Annotated in this window: 20 protein-coding genes and 1 pseudogene; 12 read left to right on the top strand and 9 right to left on the bottom strand. The window is 71.3% G+C overall.

Annotation, left to right across the window (positions count from 1 at the left end; translation table 11 throughout):
* Positions 1-98 precede the first annotated feature (98 nt).
* The 4 genes from IR212_RS05615 (at position 99) to IR212_RS05600 (ending at position 2,595) form a co-directional block, all read left to right on the top strand.
* Positions 99-536: a TlpA family protein disulfide reductase gene (locus tag IR212_RS05615; RefSeq protein ID WP_194397975.1), complete on the top strand. Its 438-nt coding sequence runs from the start codon at positions 99-101 to the stop codon at positions 534-536.
* Positions 529-1,137 (top strand): DUF4395 domain-containing protein, encoded by a 609-nt coding sequence (locus IR212_RS05610; RefSeq protein WP_194397974.1) that lies wholly within the window; start codon positions 529-531, stop codon positions 1,135-1,137. Before IR212_RS05615 ends, IR212_RS05610 begins: the two co-directional genes overlap by 8 nt.
* A gap of 101 nt (positions 1,138-1,238) precedes the next feature.
* Positions 1,239-1,664, top strand: coding sequence for an OsmC family protein (locus tag IR212_RS05605; RefSeq protein ID WP_194397973.1), 426 nt, complete (start codon positions 1,239-1,241; stop codon positions 1,662-1,664).
* Entirely contained in the window at positions 1,657-2,595 is a 939-nt protein-coding gene (locus IR212_RS05600) for a TIGR01777 family oxidoreductase (RefSeq protein WP_228479500.1), read from the top strand. Before IR212_RS05605 ends, IR212_RS05600 begins: the two co-directional genes overlap by 8 nt.
* A 13-nt stretch (positions 2,596-2,608) precedes the next feature.
* On the opposite strand, the gene IR212_RS05595 is transcribed toward IR212_RS05600, so the two are convergent.
* Together IR212_RS05595 and IR212_RS05590 are read right to left on the bottom strand one after the other, a co-directional pair.
* Positions 2,609-3,058, bottom strand: a complete 450-nt coding sequence (locus IR212_RS05595; protein ID WP_194397972.1) for a hypothetical protein — start codon at positions 3,056-3,058, stop codon at positions 2,609-2,611.
* Positions 3,055-3,870, bottom strand: a complete 816-nt coding sequence (locus IR212_RS05590) for a 4-hydroxy-tetrahydrodipicolinate reductase (protein WP_194397971.1) — start codon at positions 3,868-3,870, stop codon at positions 3,055-3,057. Before IR212_RS05590 ends, IR212_RS05595 begins: the two co-directional genes overlap by 4 nt.
* A 71-nt stretch (positions 3,871-3,941) precedes the next feature.
* Here IR212_RS05590 and IR212_RS05585 point away from each other — a divergent pair, with 71 nt between their 5' ends.
* The gene (locus tag IR212_RS05585; RefSeq protein ID WP_194397970.1) at positions 3,942-4,415 is read left to right on the top strand and encodes a GNAT family N-acetyltransferase; all 474 of its coding nucleotides are present in this window, start codon (positions 3,942-3,944) and stop codon (positions 4,413-4,415) included.
* 10 nt (positions 4,416-4,425) lie between these two features.
* Here the strand turns inward: IR212_RS05585 and IR212_RS05580 are convergent, their stop codons facing one another.
* From IR212_RS05580 to IR212_RS05570, 3 genes are all read right to left on the bottom strand, one after another.
* On the bottom strand, positions 4,426-5,028 hold the full coding sequence (locus IR212_RS05580; RefSeq protein WP_194397969.1) for a histidine phosphatase family protein: 603 nt from the start codon (positions 5,026-5,028) through the stop codon (positions 4,426-4,428).
* Between the two features lie 118 nt (positions 5,029-5,146).
* Positions 5,147-6,187 (bottom strand): aldo/keto reductase, encoded by a 1,041-nt coding sequence (locus IR212_RS05575; RefSeq protein WP_194397968.1) that lies wholly within the window; start codon positions 6,185-6,187, stop codon positions 5,147-5,149.
* 274 nt (positions 6,188-6,461) lie between these two features.
* On the bottom strand, positions 6,462-8,738 hold the full coding sequence (locus IR212_RS05570; RefSeq protein WP_194397967.1) for a polyribonucleotide nucleotidyltransferase: 2,277 nt from the start codon (positions 8,736-8,738) through the stop codon (positions 6,462-6,464).
* 331 nt (positions 8,739-9,069) lie between these two features.
* Between IR212_RS05570 and IR212_RS05565 the strand changes: the two genes are divergently transcribed.
* Positions 9,070-9,252, top strand: a complete 183-nt coding sequence (locus IR212_RS05565; RefSeq protein WP_194397966.1) for a DUF5302 domain-containing protein — start codon at positions 9,070-9,072, stop codon at positions 9,250-9,252.
* Positions 9,253-9,272: 20 nt separating this feature from the next.
* Complete coding sequence (locus IR212_RS05560) at positions 9,273-9,458, top strand: hypothetical protein (RefSeq protein ID WP_194397965.1); 186 nt, start codon at positions 9,273-9,275, stop codon at positions 9,456-9,458.
* A gap of 63 nt (positions 9,459-9,521) precedes the next feature.
* Here IR212_RS05560 and IR212_RS05555 read toward each other — a convergent pair whose 3' ends face one another.
* On the bottom strand, positions 9,522-10,973 hold the full coding sequence (locus tag IR212_RS05555) for a cation:dicarboxylate symporter family transporter (RefSeq protein ID WP_194397964.1): 1,452 nt from the start codon (positions 10,971-10,973) through the stop codon (positions 9,522-9,524).
* A 181-nt stretch (positions 10,974-11,154) separates the two neighbouring features.
* On the opposite strand from IR212_RS05555, the gene IR212_RS05550 reads away from it, so the two are divergent.
* From IR212_RS05550 to IR212_RS05535, 4 genes and pseudogenes are all read left to right on the top strand, one after another.
* Positions 11,155-12,423, top strand: a complete 1,269-nt coding sequence (locus tag IR212_RS05550) for a sensor histidine kinase (protein ID WP_194397963.1) — start codon at positions 11,155-11,157, stop codon at positions 12,421-12,423.
* Positions 12,420-13,142 carry a response regulator gene (locus IR212_RS05545; protein WP_194397962.1) on the top strand — a complete coding sequence of 241 codons (723 nt, stop codon included), beginning with the start codon at positions 12,420-12,422 and terminating at the stop codon, positions 13,140-13,142. Before IR212_RS05550 ends, IR212_RS05545 begins: the two co-directional genes overlap by 4 nt.
* 79 nt (positions 13,143-13,221) lie before the next feature.
* A pseudogene (locus tag IR212_RS05540) lies at positions 13,222-13,458 on the top strand (pyridoxal-dependent decarboxylase); the annotation flags it as partial.
* A gap of 41 nt (positions 13,459-13,499) precedes the next feature.
* A complete protein-coding gene (locus tag IR212_RS05535; RefSeq protein ID WP_194397960.1) occupies positions 13,500-14,342 on the top strand; it encodes a DNA/RNA non-specific endonuclease in 843 nt (280 codons plus the stop codon).
* Between the two features lie 10 nt (positions 14,343-14,352).
* On the opposite strand, the gene IR212_RS05530 is transcribed toward IR212_RS05535, so the two are convergent.
* From IR212_RS05530 to IR212_RS05520, 3 genes are all read right to left on the bottom strand, one after another.
* Complete coding sequence (locus IR212_RS05530) at positions 14,353-15,000, bottom strand: FMN reductase (RefSeq protein ID WP_194397959.1); 648 nt, start codon at positions 14,998-15,000, stop codon at positions 14,353-14,355.
* Between the two features lies 1 nt (position 15,001).
* Entirely contained in the window at positions 15,002-16,201 is a 1,200-nt protein-coding gene (locus IR212_RS05525; RefSeq protein WP_194398548.1) for an LLM class flavin-dependent oxidoreductase, read from the bottom strand.
* A gap of 126 nt (positions 16,202-16,327) precedes the next feature.
* On the bottom strand, positions 16,328-17,443 hold the full coding sequence (locus IR212_RS05520; protein ID WP_194397958.1) for an ROK family transcriptional regulator: 1,116 nt from the start codon (positions 17,441-17,443) through the stop codon (positions 16,328-16,330).
* A 126-nt stretch (positions 17,444-17,569) separates the two neighbouring features.
* Here IR212_RS05520 and IR212_RS05515 point away from each other — a divergent pair, with 126 nt between their 5' ends.
* Positions 17,570-19,738 carry an alpha-galactosidase gene (locus tag IR212_RS05515; protein ID WP_194397957.1) on the top strand — a complete coding sequence of 723 codons (2,169 nt, stop codon included), beginning with the start codon at positions 17,570-17,572 and terminating at the stop codon, positions 19,736-19,738.

The raw sequence follows: 19,738 nt of genomic DNA, 5'->3' as shown, positions 1-19,738 counted from the left end.
CCCGCCGGCGGATCGACCCGCACCGGATGCGGCGAGCGGTTCGTCATGTGGCGTGGATCGGTCCTCTATTCAGCTGAAAGGGGTTAGCCTGTTCTGCTGTGACCGTCCTCGGCGCCCTCATCGCACTCGCCGTGCTCCTCGCGGCGACGATCGCGCTGGGCGCGTACCTGAACTGGCGACAAGTCCGCGCCCGCCGCAACGTCGACCACGAGGTGGTCGAGCCCCACCGCCTGGGTGCCGACGGTCTGGGGGAAGTGGCCACGCTGCTGCAGTTCAGCACCGAGATGTGCGCTCGCTGTCCCGGAGTGCACCGCACCCTTGCCGCCATCGCCGACGATCACCCCGGCGTGCGGCACCTCGATGTCGACCTCACGCATCGCCCCGACATCGCCAAGCACTTCCACGTGCTGCAGACCCCCACCACCCTCGTGCTGGACCGGCACGGCGTGGTGCAGACGCGCTTCGGCGGGGCACCCGGCCGCGACGTCCTGGAGCTCGAGCTGAAACGACTGATCTCAGAGGACGCGAATGTCTGACGCAGCGCCTGCTGCGCGCTCGCGCGGAATCGATCCCCGCGGTCCCCGCTTCGCGGCCGGCCTCACCGCTGTGCTCCTCCTCGCCGGCGTCTTCCTCGGTCTCACGGGCCTCTCGACGGCGCGGTGGCCCGGCGGGGCGGGGCTCATCGGCCTCGTGGACCCCGACACCGGCGAAGGCTCCGTCAGCGGCGTCGCCGGCAGCTTCGTCCTGCCGGCGGCGACGCTCGCCCAGCGGGCACTCGATCCCGCCTTCCTCCTCCTCGCCGCCGTCGCCCTGCTGTTCCTGTGGGGGGTCCTCTCGCCGCGGTCGGCGCCCTGGGCCGTCCTCTTCCGCACGCTCGTCGCTCCTCGCCTGACGCCGCCCGCCGAGCTCGAAGACTCCCGGCCGCCGCGTTTCGCGCAGGGCGTGGGGCTCCTCGTGGTGACGATCGGCCTGGTGCTGCACCTCGCCGGCGTGCCGTGGTCGCTCACGATCGGCGCCGCGGCCGCGTTCGTGGCGGCCTTCCTCAACGCGCTCTTCGGCCTCTGCCTCGGCTGTCAGCTCTACCTGCTGCTGCAGCGGGCGGGCCTCGTGGGCCGCGCCCGCGTGGCCGCCGCCTGACACGTCCCGCCCCACGCGCGACGTCGCGGCGCGCCATCCGTCTTGATTAGGCTGACGCGTGACGCCTGCGACGCAGGTGCACCGCGAGCGAGGAGGCCCCCATGACCGTCACCAGCGAAGCGACCACCGCCTGGAAGGGCGGACTGTTCGACGGTTCCGGAGAGACCACCTTCGTGTCCTCAGGCCTCGGCACCTACCCGGTCAACTGGAAGGCGCGCAGCGAGGGGTCCACCTCGATCACGACACCCGAGGAACTGATCGCCGCCGCGCACTCGTCGTGCTTCAGCATGGCGTTCTCCCTGGCCCTCGCCGAGAACGGGACGCCGCCGGAGTCGATCGACACGACCGCGTCGGTGACGTTCAAGCCCGGCACCGGGATCACCGGCAGCCACCTCAACGTCAACGCCGTCGTGCCGGGCATCGAACCCGAGGACTTCGAGCGGATCGCGCAGGAGGCGAAGGCCGGCTGCCCGGTCTCGCAGGCGCTGGCCGGTGTGGAGATCACCATCGAGGCCACGCTTGCCTGAATCCCCCAGGCCGGCCGACGCCGGCACGGCCCGGATCAGAGTGGTCGTCGCCGGCGCCTCAGGACTGATCGGCGGGGCACTCGTCGAGAGTCTGCGCGCAGACGGCGTCGAGGTCGTCACGCTCGTGCGCCGTCCTGCCGCGGATGCCGGCGAGATCGAGTGGCTGACGGCCGACGAGCCGCTCGACCCGGCGGTGCTGGAAGGTGCGGACGCCGTGGTGGGGCTCAATGGCGCCAGCATCGGGCGCTTCCCGTGGACGACGTCCTACAAGTCCACCCTGCTGTGGTCGCGGATCACCCCGACACGCGCACTGGCGCGGGCTGTCCGAGAACTCGGAACGGATGCCCCGCACTTCGTATCGGCCTCCGCTGTGGGCTACTACGGCACGGCGCCGGGGGCGCGGCTCACCGAGGATGCGCCGCGCGGCGAGTCGTTCCTGGCGGACCTCGTCGGCGAGTGGGAGGCGGCGGCGCTCGGCGCGGGACCCGAGGCGGCCGTCTCGCTGCTGCGCACGGCCCCCGTGGTGCACGCCGACGGCGTCCTCAAGCCGCTGCTGCTGCTGACGCGGCTCGGAGTGAGCGGGCCCATCGGCACGGGCACCCAGGTGTGGCCGTGGATCTCGCTGGAGGATGAGGTGCGCGCCATCCGCCACGTCCTCGACCGGCGACTGACCGGACCGGTCAACCTCAGCGGCCCGACTCGAGCGGCCGCCAACGACCTCGGATTCGCGCTGGCGGTGCGCATGAACCGGCCCTTCCTCGTGCCCGCCCCGGTCTGGGGCATGAAGCTCGTGCTCGGCACCGCTGCGACGGAGGCGATCCTCACCGCAGACGCGCACGTCGTGCCCGCCGCGCTGACCGCGTCCGGCTTCAAGTTCGCCCACCCCACCGTCGAGGAGGCCGTGGCCGCCGCGGTGCCGGCGGCAGGCTGACAGGGCGACGGGGTCAGCGGGACCGCTCGGCCGACTCGAGGCGGATCGCCCTGCGGATCGCCTCTCGCGCACGACGGCGATCGCCCGCGGCGTCGTAGGCGAGGCCGAGACGGAACCAGACCCGCCAGTCGTCGGGATGCGCGTGCGCCGCTTCACGGTATCGGGGGAAGACCGCATCCGCATCCTCGCGGACCACACGTCCGCTCGGGAACACCGCGACCTCCTCGTCGGGCAGGCCGCCTTCGGCCTCGAGACGACGCCCGAGCTGCCCTGCCCGCACGCCGAACCACAGCTCACGACCGAGCGCCCACGCGGCGATGACGGGCAGCACCACGAGGGCCATCCCGATGGCGACGCCCACGCCCTCACCGCTGGTGAGCAGGAGCCAGGCACGCTGTGCGACCAGCGCGATGTACAGCGCCAGAAGCACCGCCATGACGGCGACGCCGATGCGCGCGCTCATGCGGAGGTGGCGCGGGCGACCTGCCCGGTGACGCCGCCCTCATCGAGGGGACGACCTTCCGCCTGCGTCGCCGGCCGTCCGACCCCGATGTCCATCAGGCTGTCCAGCCCGATCGTCACGCCCGACGCGTCGCGCGCCGCTGCGAGCGCGAGCCGGATGCCCGGGCCGTAGGCCGCCGCCGGCTCGGAGGTGTCGTGCACGATCGTGAGCGTCTCGCCCGGACCCGACAGAAGGGTCTCCTGCCGCGCGATCACGCCCGGGCGACGCAGCGAGTGGACCGGAACGCTTGCGACCTGCTGTCCGCGTGCGCGCTGGTCGACGTGCGGCGATTCGACGGGGCCGACGCCCTGTCGCGCGGTGGCGATCAGCTCGGCCGTGCGCACGGCCGTGCCGCTGGGCGAGTCGATCTTCGTCTCACGGTGGGCCTCGACGATCTCGATCGACGGAAAGAACGGGGCGGCCGCGGCAGCCAGCGCAGAGCCGAGCACCGAGCCGATGGAGAAGTTCGGGATGAACACGGCACCGGTTCCTGCGGCCTCCACCAGGGGTCGCACCAGGGCGATGCGCTCGGCAGACCACCCGGACGTGCCCACGAGCACGTTGATCCCCCGTTCGATGGCGGCGCGGACGACGTCGATCGAGACCGCGGGGGTGGACGCGTCCACCACGAGGTCGGCGCCCTCGAGCTCGGACAGCTCCGAGCGGGAGGAGAGCACGGTCGTCAGCTCGAACCCCGGCTCCGCCTCGACGACCTCGCGGATGATGCCGCCGAGCTTCCCGGTGCCGCCGACGATGGCCACGCGTGTCGTCATGTCTCCATCCTAGGCGCGCCCTCCTGCCCGGGCCGGGCGGGTGACGAGCCGCGCACGCCTACGCTGGAGGGGTGGTGACCCTGCGCTCCTGCCGTGCCGACGCCCCCGACGCGCACGAGCTCCTCGCCGACTACTTCCGCGCGCGCACCGAGGGATTCGCGCTCATGGACGTGTCGTACCGCACGACCTTCCCCGACCCGGCGGCATTCGTCCCGCCCGCCGGCGTCTTCGTCGTGCTGGACGACGACGAGGGCGCGGCGCAGGGCTGCGGCGGCATCCGTCGCATCTCCCCCGGATCGCTCGGCATGCGCTACGAGCTCAAGCACCTGTACCTGCGCCCGGCTGCGCGGGGCCGCGGCTGGGGTCGCCTGCTCGTGGAGGACCTGGAGCGCCGCGCGCGTGAGTTCGGGGCGGCCGAGCTCGTGCTGGACACCCACCACTCGCTGGAGGCGGCGGGAGCGCTGTACGCCAGCACCGGTTTTGCACCGATCGATCCCTACAACGACAACCCGAACGCCACCCGGTGGTACGGCAAGGCGCTGTGACGGGCGCGCCTCAGACGGGGTAGACCTCGGGCAGTCCGGTGCGCAGCTCGACAGGCAGGTGCGCCATGTCGTTGTGCGACAGCAGCGTCCACGGACGCCCCTGCTTCTGCGCGATGACGGTGAGGCCGCAGTGCGCCTGATTGAGGGTCATCCAACGCCAGTCGGGCGCCTGCAGCACCTCGCGCACGAACCACGCGATCACGAAGTTGTGCGTGATGAGCAGCTCGTGCACCTCGCCGCGCTTGCGGACCAGGTACTCGCTCACCGCGTCGGCCATCTGGGCGCGCCCCGCGTCGACCTCGGCCTCGGTGACCGAGCCGAAGAACGGCTCGAACACCGTCGGCGTATCGGCGGTCATGCCCGTGGGCACGCAGTCGAAGAGGAGCGCCGACGGCTCGGGAGCCACCGACGGCATCCTCTCCGAGACGGCGCGCGCCGTCTGGCTGGCTCGCTCGAGAGGCGAATGCCACACGGCATCGAACGGCACCCCGGAGAGTCGATCCGCCAGCAGCGACGCCTGCCGGCGCCCGCGCGGCGAGAGGGGTCCGTCGATGAGACCGTGCTCGGCATCCTGATGCTCACCATGCCGCACGAGGTAGATGTAGTGCGTCACGCAGCTCACTCCGTCGGGGGTCGCGTGCCGGGGGACGGCACCCTTCCACCCTACGACACCGGCGCAGGCCGGCTACGGGGCTGTGTACGAGTCGGGACGCCGCGCCGGAGGCGCGCGACTACTCTGCGGCCCGGCCGATGTCGGCCAGCTGCGAGCGGCTGAGCCGCACCCCGACACCCTGCACGAGCTCCTCGACGTGCTGCGGCGCGTAGGCGTTCACGATCGGGGCGGTCACGAGCCGCTGAGCCAGGAGCCACGCGACCGCCACCGCCGCGTCGGGGACGCCGAGGTCGGCGCCGACCGCGTCGAGAGCGCGCAGCGTGCGGCTGCCACGACGGTTGAGGTTCGCCGCCAGCTGGGCGCCGCGCACCGAGAGCGCGCCGCGGATCTTCGAACGCTGCCGCCCCGCCAGGAATCCGTGCTCGAGGGCGTGCGACGGCGTGACGGCCATCGCCTGGGCGCCGGCGACGAGGCGGAGGTCCGCGTCGAACTCATGGCGGCGCAGCACGTTGAACGGGACGTCGAGCACGGTGATGCGCGGGTAGCCCGCGGACGAGAGGATGCGCGCCTCCACCAGCTGCGCCGCGGTGTACCCGTAGGCGCCGAGGGCCCGCACCTTGCCGGTGTCGACGAGCCACTCGGCCGTGGCGAGCGTGTCTTCCAGCGACGAGCCGGGGTCGGTCGTGGCATCGAGGGAGAGGACATCGATCCGGTCGGTGCGCAGCCGCTTCAGCGACGCCTCGACCGCGCGGATGAGATTCACCGGGCCGAGCCCCGGATTGTCGGCGTGACCGCCCACACGGACCGTCAGCACGATGTCGTCGCGGAGGCCCCGCGAGTGCAGCCACTGCCCGAGGATGTGCTCGCTGCGGCCGCTCGAGTAGCTGTCGGCGGTGTGCACCGCGTTGCCGCCGAGCTCGGCGTACGCGTCGAGGATCGCGTGGCTGGACTCGAGATCGACGGTCCAGCCGAACTCGGCCGCGCCGAGGATCAGGGGGAAGGCGTCCGATCCGCTCTCGCCGAGCGGCACACGGATGTTGCTGCCCACGGACGGGCCCTGCACCGGTATCGGTGCCGACGGATGGGGACGGCGTGTGCCGGTGGCGGCGGCATCCGGGCTCACCGGGGGAAGCGTCGAGTCAACGCCGAAGAAAGCCATGTGCCACCCCCTCACGCTGCTCGTCACCGAGCCCCGTGATCACTGTTCGCACCCCCCGGCGCGTACTTCGAGGGTAAGGCAGTCCGGCGAACACGCCGCGCAGCCAGGCGAACTGTCGATAAACATTACGTAACGGTTCGGTCACGAAGCGCTGACCCGGCTTCCTCGTCAGCCATCGGTCCGCGACGCGAACGCGTCAGACGACGGATGCCCGCCCCCACAGGGAGCGGGCATCCGGAGCCACGACCGGCGCGGCCGGCCGTGATCCCCGGGCTCAGGCCTCGGCGGGTGTCTCCGCGGGGGCGGCGCTGCCGGCGCCGTCCGGGTCCGCCGCCTCTTCGAGCACGGGCTCGAGCGACAGCTTGCCGCGGTCGTCGATCTTGGTGATCCTGACGAGCAGCTTCTGACCGACCGACAGCACGTCGTCGACGTTCTCCACGCGCTTGCCGCCGGCGAGCTTGCGGACCTCGCTGACGTGCAGCAGTCCGTCCTTGCCGGGCAGGAGCGAGATGAACGCGCCGAACGTCGCGATCTTCACGACCGTGCCGAGGAACTGCTCGCCGACCTCGGGGTTGGTTGGGTTGGCGATCGCGTTGACCTGGGCGCGTGCCGCCTCGGCCGACGGACCGTCGACGGCGCCGATGTAGACGGTGCCGTCCTCCTCGATGGAGATGTCGGCGCCGGTCTCATCCTGGATCGCGTTGATCGTCTTGCCCTTGGGGCCGATCAGCTCGCCGATCTTGTCGACGGGGATCTGCACGCTGATGACGCGCGGCGCGGTGGGCGCCATCTCGTCGGGCGCGTCGATCGCCGCGTTGAGCACGTTCAGGATCGTCAGGCGGGCGTCCTTGGCCTGCGTCAGCGCGGCCGAGAGCACCGACGACGGGATGCCGTCGAGCTTCGTGTCGAGCTGGATCGCGGTCACGAACTCGCTCGTCCCGGCGACCTTGAAGTCCATGTCGCCGAGGGCGTCCTCGGCGCCGAGGATGTCGGTCAGCGCGGCGTAGCGCGTCTGGCCGTCGACCTCGTCGGACACAAGGCCCATCGCGATGCCCGCGACGGGGGCGCGCAGCGGCACCCCGGCGTTCAGCAGCGACAGGGTCGAGGCGCACACCGAGCCCATCGACGTCGAGCCGTTGGAGCCGAGAGCCTCCGACACCTGGCGGATCGCGTACGGGAACTCCTCGCGGCCCGGCAGCACCGGCACGAGCGCCCGCTCCGCCAGGAAGCCGTGACCGATCTCGCGGCGCTTCGGGCTGCCCACGCGGCCCGTCTCACCGGTCGAGTACGGCGGGAAGTTGTAGTGATGCATGTAGCGCTTGTGCGTGACCGGCGACAGCGAGTCGATCTGCTGCTCCATCTTGAGCATGTTCAGCGTGGTGACGCCCAGGATCTGGGTCTCGCCGCGCTGGAAGATCGCCGAGCCGTGGACGCGCGGGATGACCTGCACCTCGGCGTCGAGCGGGCGGATGTCGGCGAGGCCGCGACCGTCGATGCGCACACCCTCGGTGAGGATGCGACCGCGCACGATCTTCTTCGTCACGGACTTGTAGGCGGCGCTGAACTCGAGCGTGGCGACGCCCGGGAGCTGCTCCGCCTCGACGGCGGCGATCAGCTCGGCCTTGACGCGGTCCTTGACGGCGTCGTCGGCGTTCTGGCGCTCCTGCTTGTCGGCGATCTGGTAGATCCCGACGAGCTCGTCGTAGGCGCGCTCCGCCACGAAGTCGTACGTCTCCTGGCTGTACGCCGGGAAGACCGGGTACGACTGGATCTCCTTGGCGGCGGTCTTCGCGACGGCGTTCTGCGCGGCGACGAGCTCCTTGATGAACGGCTTCGACGCCTCGAGGCCCTGCGCGACGACCTCTTCGCTCGGCTTCGTCGCGCCGCCCTTGATGAGGTTCCACGAGCCCTCGGTGGCCTCGGCCTCGACCATCATGATCGCGACGTCGCCGTCCTCCAGGACGCGACCGGCGACGATGAGGTCGAAGACGGCGTCCTCGAGCTGCTTGGCGTTGGGGAACGCGACCCACTGGTCGCCGTTCTCGCCGTGGCCCGGGATGAGCGCGAGGCGGACGCCGGCGATCGGACCCGAGAACGGCAGACCCGAGATCTGGGTCGACAGGGAGGCCGCGTTGATGGCCAGCGCGTCGTAGAACTCGCCGGGTGCGATCGAGAGCACCGTGACGACGATCTGCACCTCGTTGCGGAGGCCGTCGACGAACGACGGTCGCAGCGGGCGGTCGATGAGACGGCAGACGAGGATCGCCTCGGTCGACGGCCGTCCCTCGCGGCGGAAGAACGAACCGGGGATCTTTCCGGCGGCGTACGAGCGCTCCTCGACGTCCACGGTCAGCGGGAAGAAGTCGAAGCCCTCACGCGGATTCTTGCCCGCGCTGGTGGCCGAGAGGAGCATCGTCTCCTCGTCGAGATACGCGGCGACGGCACCCTGTGCCTGCTGCGCGAGTCGGCCGGTCTCGAACCGGACGGTGCGGGTGCCGAAGCGGCCGTTGTCGAGGACGGCTTCGGCGGCGGTGATTTCCGGACCTTCCAAGAGGTCCCTCCTTCTTTGTTTAGCCTCGTCCGGCCGTGTGCCGGGCGAGGGTCAGTCGAAGGAGCAGGAACAGGCAGATCTCGGCGCGCGGTGATCCCGCGGGACTCGCCAGCGCTGGTCACCAGTCGAAGATCACCCGCCGCGATGTCGCGTCGGGGAACCCACCACAGGGGACCAGCTTCCTGCCGGCCTGCTCCACAGTGCTCGGTGCGAGCACAGTGCTCGTGTTCATTTGAGCGGATGCCCGGGGGCAACCCGCACAAGCCTACCAGCGGGGCGATCCGTCGCCGGACCCTGGCGGACGTCGGATGCCGCGCCTAGGGTGGGCGTCATGAGCACCGACGAGAAGCCGGCGTCTTCGGCATCGGAAGAGATGAAGCGCAAGTTCAAGGAAGCTCTCGACAGGAAGAACGCGAATCACCGCCAGGGCGAGTCGCACCTGGACGCCGATTCGGCGATCCACGGCACCCACGGCGCGATGACCAAGCGCGAGTTCCGACGCAAGAGCGGATGAGTGATGACAGCGAGCCCGACATGAGCGACTTCCGAGAGCGCATTCCCGACGACGACCGCGACGTGCCCGTCGACGACGACGTCGAACTCGAGCTGCCACCGCCGACCCTCGACCCGCTGGAGGCCGTCGAGGACGAGGTCGACGAGTTCGAGCTCGAGGAGCGCGAATCGGCGATCGAGGCGGGCGAGCTCGATCCCAACGAGTGAGGACGGGGAAGGACGGGTGCGATCGATCGCACCCGTCCTTCACCCTGTCTCCTCGGCCGCCGCTCAGCGCGAGAGGATCGCTTCGCGCTCGCGCGCGCGCTTCTCACGGGCCTCTGCCTCGCTGATCGCGGCCTCCTCGAGCCCCTGCACGCCGACAGCGTCGGCCGATGAGGACATCCCGTCGTGGTCGTGTCCGGAAAGGGTGGTCTCGTCGAACGGCAGCTCCCCGGCCAGCACGCGACGGGCTCGCGCGGCGTCGAACTCCTTGGTCCAGGTCCCGATCAGCACCGTGGCCACGGCGTTGCCCGTGAAGTTCGTGAGGGCGCGGCCCTCCGACATGAACCGGTCGATGCCGACGATCACTCCGACGCCGTTCACCAGGTCGGGGCGGTAGGCCTGCAGACCGCCGGCGAGCGTGGCCAGGCCCGCGCCGGTGACGCCGGCGGCGCCCTTGGAGGCGATGATCATGAAGACCAGCAGGCCGATCTGCTCGCCGATCGACATCGGAGCGCCCATGCCGCTGGCGATGAACAGCGACGCCATCGTCAGGTAGATCGCCGTCCCGTCGAGGTTGAACGAGTAGCCGGTCGGCACGGTGATGCCCACCACCGGCTTGGAGACGCCGAGGTGCTCGAGCTTGGCGATGAGACGCGGCAGCGCCGACTCGGAGGACGAGGTGCCGACGATCAGCAGGTACTCGCGCGCCAGGTACTTCATGAGGCTGAAGAGGTTCACCCGGGCCACGGCGTAAAGCAGCGTGCCGAGGATCCCGACGATGAACACCGCGCACGTGATGTAGAACGCGATCATCAACGTGCCCAGCGCCCAGATCGCCGCGATGCCGGTGTTGCCCACCACCGCCGCGATGGCGCCGAAGGCGCCGAGCGGCGCGAGCCACAGGATCATGCCGAGGATGCGGAAGACGAGCGCCTGGAGGTGCTTGACCGCATTCATGATGGGAGTGCCCTTGTCGCCCATCTGCTGGAGCGCGAATCCGACGAGGAGCGCGATGAACAGCACCTGGAGGACGCTCTCGCCGGTGAAGGCGGAGAAGAACGTCGTCGGGATGATGCCGAGGATGAACTCCTGGGTGGTCTTGGCCTCCGCCGTGGACTCGTAGCTGGCGCTGGTCATGTTCAGGCCCTCACCCGGGTGGAGGAGGTTGCCGACCACGAGGCCGATGGCGAGCGCGAACGTCGACATCACCATGAAGTACAGCAGCGCCAGTCCGCCGATCCTGCCGACCGTGGCGGCCTTGGCGATGGAGCCGACGCCCACCACGATGGTGCAGAAGATGATGGGCGCGATCATCATCTTGATGAGGGCGACGAACCCCTCGCCGAGGGGCTTGAGCGCCACGCCGACGTCGGGCCAGATGAGGCCGACGACCGCGCCCAGCACCACGGCGACGATGACCGAGATGTAGAGCCAGGTGTGCTTGTCCCACGCCTGCTTGCCGCGCCGGGAGTTGAAGCCGGGAAGTGCGAACGACGTGGTCCGGGTCGAGAGAGCCATCTTTGCCTCCTGCGGGTGAACGAGTGTGTGTCTGCGGTGCCGGGGACGTCCGCGGCGTGACCACAGCGTGCGACGTCGCTGTCGCCGGGTCGACTTGTGGTCGTATTGGTCGCGGTCCGACGCTCGGTCCGAGCCGGCTCAGGCGCGAGGATGGAACCCGGCGGAATCGACGAGGAGAGCCATGTCATCGAGGACGGAGCGCACGAGTGCGGCATCCCGGGTCTTCGCGGTGGTCGCGCTCTCCGCCGCGGTCATCGTCGCCGCCCTCGCCGCCGTGCTCGTGCTGGACGCGGAGCGCTCCGAGCGCAGCGAGGCCGAGGAGGTCACGCGTGCGGTCGCCGCATCCCTGTCGGCTCTGCCGGAGGTGGGAGCCGCCCTCGCCGCTCCCGAGTCCTCGGCCCGCCTGCAGCCTGTGGCCGAGGACGTCAGGGCGCGGACGGGTGTCGACTTCGTGACGATCATGACGCCCGACGGCATCCGCGTCACCCACCGGAACCCCGACGAGATCGGCCGCCCGTATCTCGGCACGATCCCCGCCCAACGGGCAGCGGTCACCGAGGAGTTCACGGGGACGCTCGGACCCTCGGTGCGCACCATCGTCCCGGTCACGCGCGCGGGTGACCTCGTCGGCTGGGTCTCGGTCGGCGTGACCGTCGGCAGCATCTGGTCCGACATCCTCCCCCGGCTCCCCTTCGTGCTCTCGATCGCGCTCGCACTCCTGGCCGCCGGACTCGTGGGAGCCTGGCTGGCCCGTCGCTCCACGCGGCAGGTTGCCGGCGATCTGCCCGCCGGCACCATCCGCGACGCCGTTGCGTCGTACGAGTCGGTGCGTACGCTCGGTGAGGCGCTGCGCGCGCAGACCCACGAGCACGGCAACCGCATGCACACCGCGGTGTCGCTGCTGGAGCTCGGCCGCACGCGCGAAGCCGTCGAGATCCTGACGGAGACCTCACGCCAGAGCCAGGAGCTCGTGGATCAGGTCGCGGCGCGCCGCGGCGGCGATCCGACCGTGGGGGCCCTCCTGCTGGGTAAGGCGGCGCAGGCTCGGGAGCGCGGGATCGAGTGGTCGGCCGACATCGATCCCGATGCTCCCCGCAGCGCGCTCTCGCCGGTGGACGCGGTGTCGGTCGTCGGCAACCTCATCGACAACGCGATGGATGCCGCGGCGGCGGGCGACGCACCGCGCTGGGTGCGCGTCGTGTTCGCCGCCGCTTCGACCTCGCCGCCCGCGCTGCGTCTGGAGGTCGCCGACAGCGGCGCGGGTGTGCCGGCTGCGCTGCGCGACCGCATCTTCGAGCACGGCTTCTCAACCAAGCCGGGCGGCGCCGCGGGGCGCGGCGTCGGCCTGGCGCTGGTCCGCTCCATCGTCGTCGGAGCCGGCGGAACGGTGACGCTGCAGGACGACCCCACGACCTTCGTGGTGACGCTGCCCGCGGGGCGGTCGTCGTGATCGGCGTGCTGCTCGTGGACGACGACGCGCTCACGCTCGAGCTGCACCGCGAGTACGTGGCGCGTCTGGACGGCTTCGCCGTCGTCGCGGAGTGCACGGGCGCTCGCGCCGCGATCGATGCCGTCCTCGCGCGCAGCGACGAGGTCGACCTGGTGCTGCTGGACGTGACGATGCCGGACGGCACTGGCCTCGATGTGCTGCGCCACCTGCGGGCGCGTGGCGTCGCGGTCGATGTCATCGCGATCACCGGCGTGCGCGACGCCGACGTGGTGCGCCAGATGGTGGCGCTCGGGGTGGCGCAGTACCTGGTGAAGCCGTTCACCTTCGCGGCCTTCCGCGAGCGGCTCGAGCAGTACCGTCAGTTCCGCCGACGCGCCGACGAGGCGGCAGGCGCCCCCACGCAGGCCGAGATCGACGCGCTGCTGGGCGCCCTGCGCCCGGCCGTTCCGGTGCCGCTGCCCAAAGGGCTCGCGCCCGCCACGCTCGCGGTGATCAGCGACGAGGTGCGTGAGCGCGGCCCGATCTCAGCCGCCGAGGCCGCGGAGCGACTGGGCATGTCGCGCGTGGCGGCGAGACGCTACCTGGAGCACCTGGTGGCCGCGGGGCGGGCACAGCGGGCGCAGCGGTACGGCACCCGCGGGCGGCCGGAGTCCGAGTACGGCTGGGTGCATTCCGGGGAGGCGCCCGGAGGCACCGCCGGGCCGCGCGGCGGCGAGTGAGCAGCCCGTCCTTTCATGTGATCTGCGCGGTGCCCGTCGCAGCGACGCGAAGCTAGAGTCGCCGCCGAACGGACCGGCCGAGATGCTGCCCGAGACCGCCTACCGGGTCATCCGCGACCAGATCATGCTCGACGGGAACGCCCGCCTCAACCTCGCGACGTTCGTGGGCACGTGGATGGACGAGCATGCCGAGCGGCTGTACCTGGACGCGGCCGACAAGAACATGATCGACAAGGACGAGTACCCCGCCACCGCAGCCGTCGAGGAGTACTGCTGGCGTATCCTCGGCGACCTGTGGAATGCGCCAGACAAGGACGACCGCGACCCCGTGACCCCCGCCTCGGCCAGGATGGACGCGTGACCGAGACGACGCCGGACGGCTATGACGACCGCTTCGTGGGCATCCCTCTCCCTCTCCCTCAACCGCTCGGCGACGGCGAGGTCCACGTGCTGACGTATCCGCGGTTCACCGTGCTGTTGGACGCGGCTCGCAGGCTCGCGGTCGTGACGGGGGTGAACATCGACGGCTCGTCGCTGCGGGACCTGCCCCGCACCGGTCAGTGGCGCCTGGACCCGCGCGTGCCGGAGACGGAGCAGGCGGGGCCCGAACTGTACGCCGCCAACGATCTCGATCGCGGGCACCTGGTGCGCCGCCGCGACCCCGGCTGGGGTACGCCGCCCGACGCCCGCCGGGCGACCGAGGCGACGTTCGTCTACCCGAACGCGGCGCCGCAGGCCGGCGGCTTCAACCAGTCGAAGGAGCTGTGGCTGGGTCTCGAGGACCACGTGCTCGCGTACGCCGACGCCACCGATCAACGCCTCAGCGTCTTCACGGCGCCCGTGCTGGCGCCCGACGATCCGCCGTATCGCGGCATCCGGATCCCTCGTCGCTTCTTCAAGGTGGCCGCGTGGGCGACGGATCGGGACGGGCGGATGCCTGAGCTCGCGGCAGCCGGCTTCGTGCTCGACCAGTCGGCCCTGATCGACGTGCGCCAGGGAGCGCTCTCCGTGCCGCCCCTCGGCGCCTTCCGGACGTTCCAGGTGCCGATCGCCGACATCGAGGAGCTGGCCGGCGTGGATCTCGGACCGCTCGTGGAGGCCGACGTGCTGCCGCCCGTCGACGAGCTCAGGGGCAGGGAGGCGCGCGGAGAGGACGAATGGCGTCCCCTCCGCGCACGCGAGGACATCTGCCTCGGATGAGGCCGGGGGGCTACTCCCCCGCCAGCCCGCCGAGCAGGTGCCCGAACGAACGGCCCTCGCCGAGATAGTTCGCCGGGTCGAACGGGTCGGCGTCGGTCGCCGGCTCGCGCCGCGCGACCGCGTCGGCGAGCTCGCGCGCACCGCGCTCGATCCGCTCCGCGAGCGGCGCGACGTTGTCTGCCGACGCACCCCAGTCGCTGGAGGCCGCGAAGACGCCGGTGGACACCGGCTCGGCGTGGAGGTACGTGAACAGCGGCCGGATCGCGTAGTCGATCGCCAGCGAGTGACGCGCGGTGCCGGCGTTCGCTCCGATCAGCACCGGCTTGCCGGTCAGCGCGTCGGGGTCGAGCACGTCGATGAACGACTTGAACAGCCCCGAGTAGCTCGTGGAGAAGATCGGCGTCACCGCGATGACCGCGTCGGCCGAGACGACCGCGTTGACCACGGACTCCAGGGCCGGCGGCGCGAAGCCGGTCAGCAGGTTGTTCGTGATGTCGTGCGCGTAGTCGCGCAGCTCGAACACGTCGACCTCGACCTGGATGTCGCGCTCGGTCAGGTGCTCGACGGTCGCGGCGGCGAGCCGGTCGGCCAGCATGCGTGTCGACGACGGGTTCGACAGCCCCGCCGAGACGACGGCGATGCGACGGGCGGAGGTCATGTCAGGCTCCCTTCCGGCCGAGGCCGAACGCCGCGCCGGCAGGGGCCGGGCTGTCCTGGTACGGGCTCGCGCCCACCAGGTTGTCGCCCCGGTTGGCGCCGGGGACCGCCTGCCGCGGCGCCTGGCCGCCGTACGCCGCCGCGACCCGGTTCGCGTGGGTGGGGGCATCCGGCACCTCGACGGGACGGTCCTTCTGCAGCTCCTTGCGCAGCACCGGGACCACTTCGCCGCCCAGGATGTCGAGCTGCTCGAGCACGGTCTTCAAGGGGAGGCCGGCGTGGTCGATGAGGAACAGCTGGCGCTGGTAGTCGCCGAACGTCTCGCGCATCGCGGCGTACCGGTCGATCACCTGCTGCGGCGAGCCCACCGTCAGCGGGGTCATCTCGCTGAAGTCCTCCAGCGACGGGCCGTGGCCGTACACCGGGGCGTTGTCGAAGTACGGCCGGAAGTCCCGGACGGCGTCCTGCGAGTTCCTGGCCATGAAGACCTGGCCGCCCAGGCCCACGATCGCCTCCTCGGGCGTGCCGTGACCGTAGTGCGCGAAGCGCTGACGGTACAGCGTGATCAGGCGCTGGTAGTGCTCCTTGGGCCAGAAGATGTTGTTGGCGAAGAAGCCGTCGCCGTAGTACGCCGCCTGCTCGGCGATCTCGGGCGTGCGGATCGAGCCGTGCCACACGAACGGCGGCACCCCGTCGAGGGGGCGGGGCGTCGAGGTGAAGCCCTGCAGCGGCGTGCGGAACTGACCCTCCCAGTCCACGACGTCCTCGCGCCAGAGGCGGTGCAGCAGGTTGTAGTTCTCGATGGCCAGCGGCAGGCCCTGGCGGATGTCCTTGCCGAACCACGGGTACACCGGGCCGGTGTTGCCGCGGCCGAGCATCAGGTCGGTGCGGCCGCCGGACACGTGCTGGAGCATCGCGTAGTCCTCGGCGATCTTCACCGGGTCGTTGGTGGTGATGAGGGTCGTCGCGGTGGACAGGATCAGGCGCTCGGTCTGCGCGGCGATGTACGCGAGGGTCGTCGTCGGCGACGACGACCAGAACGGCGGGTTGTGGTGCTCGCCCAGCGCGAAGACGTCGAGCCCCACCTCCTCGGCGTGCTTGGCGATCTCGATGGTCGCCTTGATGCGCTCGGCCTCACTGGGGGTGGTGCCGTTCGTCGGGTCCTCGGTGATGTCGCTCACCGTGAAGATTCCGAACTGCATTCCCGACCACGTGGTGCTCTCGCTCACGATCGCTTCTCCGCTCTTTCGCCGTGCGGGTTCTCCGTCGCGGACGAATCTATGCAAATGAATGTATATCGTGCAACGTGTGCAGGTCGAGGTTATTCCCTAATCCAGGCGGAGCCGATCGACGGCCGCCTGGATCGCGACGGCGGCAGCGCCCCGCGCCCAGGCGGTGAACCCCGAGTCGTCGACATAGAGCCGCACCGCGTCCGCCCGCGGATCGCGCCCCGCCGCGATCGCCGCGCGGACGCGCTCCTCGGCGATGTCGAAGAGGGCGATCCCCTCCCCTGCGAGCACCGCCGCCGGCTGGAACGTGAGATTGGCCGCGAGCGCGATGAACCGCCCGAGCGCATCCGCCGCCGCATCGACGACCGCGAGCGCGGCAGGATCGCCCGCGGACGCCAGCTCGAGGACCTGCGGGTAGCTCACCGTGCGCTGGAGCGCCGCGGAGACCTGCGCGGCGATCGAGCCGGACGTCAGCATCGCCTGCGAGCAGCCGCGGTGGCCCGACGGACAGAGCGGGCCGCTGTCGGAGAGCGGGATGTGTCCGCCGAAGCCCAGCCCGGCCTCGGTCGATCGCACGACCTCACCGTCGACGACGAGCCCGTAGCCGACGCCGGCGCCGATGGTGATGACGAAGAAGCCCGGGATGCCGCGCCCGAGCCCGAACCACCTCTCGGCTTCGCTGAGCGCGATGACGTCGTTCTCGAGGACGACGGGGACGCCGAGCCCGCGCTGGAGAAGTGCGCCGAAGGGGACGTCCTCCCACTCGAGGAACGGCGCGTAGCGGGCGACCGCGCCGTCGACGGCGCCACCCAGGGCCACGCCGGCACCGATCACGCCGTCCACGCCGATCGCGGCCACCGCATCGGCGATCTGCGCCGCGACCGCCTCGGGCTCGTGCGAGCGCAGGGCCTCGGTGCGCTGCGCGAGCAGGTCCGCACGGACGTCGGTGGCGACGACGTGCATCGCGTCGCCGGTGATCTTGACACCGATGAACCGCCCCAGCCCGGGCGCGACGTCCAGCGGGCGCACCGGGCGGCCGACCGAGCCGTCGGCGAGGTCCTCGAGCTCGACGAGGTATCCGCGGTCGAGGAACGGCTTGGCGAGCCGGGTGAGACTCGCCGGCGACAGGCCGAGCCGGCTCGTCAGGGCGCTGCGGGCGATCGGCCCGTGGATCAGCACGGCCCGTGCGAGCGCGCGTTCACTGTCCGTCAGCATCGGCGATGAACCTCCTCGGTCCGAGCGAAATGCTTCCATTGTGGCACCAATGGGGCGTTCTCCCCAGGAGATCGTCGCTGGAAACGACTCTTGATCCCTGCATTAGTTCCATGGTAGAACTAACTCATGCACCGCAGCGACTCGCAGCTCGACGCCGAGCAGACCGTGACCACCTCCGCTCCGCACGTCCTCCACCTGACCCGGGGCGGCACGAGCGTCGTGCTGGACCTGGACGCGTCGCCCGGTCCGTCGATCGTGCACTGGGGCGCCGCGCTGACCGGCTCTACGCCCGCCACCCTGCGGGGGACGGCGATCGCCGCCCGCGCTCAGCGCGTGTCGGGCGGCCTGGACGCGACCCCCGCTCTCTCGCTCGTCCCCGTCGCGGCCGACGGCTGGTTCGGGACGCCCGGGCTCGAGGGACACCGCGACGGCAACGGTGTCAGCATCCGTCTCGCGACCGTCGACGTGCAGGCCGCCGAGCATCGCGCGAGCATCGCCCTGGCAGACGCCGAAGCCGACCTCGCGGTCCGGGTGGAGCTGCGGCTCGGACCGAGCGGGCTGCTCCATCAGCGCCTCACGGTGCGCAACACCGGGACGACGCCGTACACGCTGCAATCGCTCCTGACGACGTTCCCGCTTCCCGCCGACGCGACGGAGGTGTTCGACACCACCGGACACCACCTGCGCGAGCGGGCCCCGCAGCGACGTCAGCTCGGCATCGGCTCGCACGTGCGCGAGAGCCGGCGCGGCCGCACCGGCGCCGACTCGGCCATCCTGCTCGCCGCCGGACGCCCCGGTTTCGGCTTCGAGCGGGGTCGCGTCCACGGCATCCACGTCGCCTGGAGCGGCAACCACCGCGTCGTCGCGGAGCGCAGCGTCACCGGTGATGCGCTCCTCGCCGGCGGCGAGCTGCTCCTTCCCGGTGAGGTGGTGCTCGCTCCCGGCGCGGCCTACAGCTCACCGTGGGTGATCGGCTCGTGGGGCGACGGCCTCACGGCGCTGTCGCACCGCTTCCACGACGAGTGGCGCGCCCGCCCCCAGCACCCGCGGCGCCCGCGCCCGGTGACGCTGAACACCTGGGAGGCGGTCTACTTCGATCACTCGCTCGAGCGCCTTACGGCGCTGGCCGATGCGGCGGTCTCCGTCGGCGTGGAGCGCTTCGTCCTCGACGACGGCTGGTTCGAGGGCCGGCGCGACGACACCGCGGGCCTCGGCGACTGGACCGTCGACCGCGAGGTGTGGGCGCACGGCCTGCACCCGCTCATCGACCACGTCCGGGCGCTCGGCATGGAGTTCGGCCTCTGGGTCGAGCCCGAGATGGTCAACCCCGACAGCGAGCTGGCGCGACGGCATCCCGACTGGATCCTCCGTGGGCGGATGTCGCTGCCGCCGTCCGGTCGTCAGCAGCAGGTCCTGGACCTGTCGATCCCCGACGCATACGCCCACATCGCCGCACGCCTGCACGCGCTCCTGGACGAGTACCCCATCGCCTACCTCAAGTGGGACCACAACCGCGACCTCGTCGACGCGGCCGGCGGACCGGCCGGCGCAGCCCGCGTGCACGCCCACACCCTCGCCGTCTACCGCCTGCTGGACGAGCTCAAGGCCGCACACCCGGGACTGGAGATCGAGAGCTGCGCCTCGGGCGGCGCCCGGGTGGACCTCGGCATCCTCGACCGCACCGATCGCGTGTGGACCAGCGACAGCCTCGACCCGCTCGAGCGCCTCGAGAACCAGAAGCACACCGGGCTGGTCGTCCCTCCCGAGATGCTCGGCATGCACCTCACCAGCCCCGTCGTCCACTCGTCCGGCCGCACGGTCTCGCTCGGTCTCAGCGGCGCGGTCGCCCTGTTCGGCCACTTCGGCATCGAGTGGGACCTCACCACGGTCGACGAGCGCAAGCGCGAAGAGATCGCGGAGTGGGTGGCGCTCGCCAAGCGCCTGCGCCCGCTCATCGCGAGCGGGCGCGTGGTGCACGTCGACGGCACGGAGCCCGGCATCGACGTGCGCGGCGTCGTGGCGGCGGACACCGCGTCCGCCGTCTTCACCGTCGTGCAGACCGCCTCGAGCGCCGCCTACCCGGCGGGACGGGTGCGGATGCCGGGGCTCGACCCCGCCCGCGTCTACCGGGTGCAGGTGCGGATGCGTGACGGCGAGGACGCCGGCCAGTCGCCCCTCGAATGGGCGGGCGCCGAGATCGTGATGACCGGCCTGGAGCTGGCCGAGGCCGGCGTCCGTCCTCCCGTGCAGCGTCCGCAGCAGGCGATGGTCCTCGAGATCACCGCAGCGGGCTGA

The sequence above is a fragment of the Microbacterium atlanticum genome, assembly GCF_015277815.1.
Taxonomy (GTDB): domain Bacteria; phylum Actinomycetota; class Actinomycetes; order Actinomycetales; family Microbacteriaceae; genus Microbacterium; species Microbacterium atlanticum.
Note: the sequence above shows the minus strand (reverse complement) of the source record. Positions and strands in the feature narration are given on the sequence as shown.

Coding starts and splice junctions, on each gene's coding strand:
- IR212_RS05610 (WP_194397974.1), top strand. CDS start 529: ATGTCTGACGCAGCGCCTGCTGCGCGCTCGCGCGGAATCGATCCCCGC.
- IR212_RS05605 (WP_194397973.1), top strand. CDS start 1,239: ATGACCGTCACCAGCGAAGCGACCACCGCCTGGAAGGGCGGACTGTTC.
- IR212_RS05595 (WP_194397972.1), bottom strand. CDS start 3,058: ATGAGCGCGCGCATCGGCGTCGCCGTCATGGCGGTGCTTCTGGCGCTG.
- IR212_RS05590 (WP_194397971.1), bottom strand. CDS start 3,870: ATGACGACACGCGTGGCCATCGTCGGCGGCACCGGGAAGCTCGGCGGC.
- IR212_RS05575 (WP_194397968.1), bottom strand. CDS start 6,187: ATGGCTTTCTTCGGCGTTGACTCGACGCTTCCCCCGGTGAGCCCGGAT.
- IR212_RS05565 (WP_194397966.1), top strand. CDS start 9,070: ATGAGCACCGACGAGAAGCCGGCGTCTTCGGCATCGGAAGAGATGAAG.
- IR212_RS05560 (WP_194397965.1), top strand. CDS start 9,273: ATGAGCGACTTCCGAGAGCGCATTCCCGACGACGACCGCGACGTGCCC.
- IR212_RS05555 (WP_194397964.1), bottom strand. CDS start 10,973: ATGGCTCTCTCGACCCGGACCACGTCGTTCGCACTTCCCGGCTTCAAC.
- IR212_RS05550 (WP_194397963.1), top strand. CDS start 11,155: ATGTCATCGAGGACGGAGCGCACGAGTGCGGCATCCCGGGTCTTCGCG.
- IR212_RS05530 (WP_194397959.1), bottom strand. CDS start 15,000: ATGACCTCCGCCCGTCGCATCGCCGTCGTCTCGGCGGGGCTGTCGAAC.
- IR212_RS05525 (WP_194398548.1), bottom strand. CDS start 16,201: ATGCAGTTCGGAATCTTCACGGTGAGCGACATCACCGAGGACCCGACG.
- IR212_RS05520 (WP_194397958.1), bottom strand. CDS start 17,443: ATGCTGACGGACAGTGAACGCGCGCTCGCACGGGCCGTGCTGATCCAC.
- IR212_RS05515 (WP_194397957.1), top strand. CDS start 17,570: ATGCACCGCAGCGACTCGCAGCTCGACGCCGAGCAGACCGTGACCACC.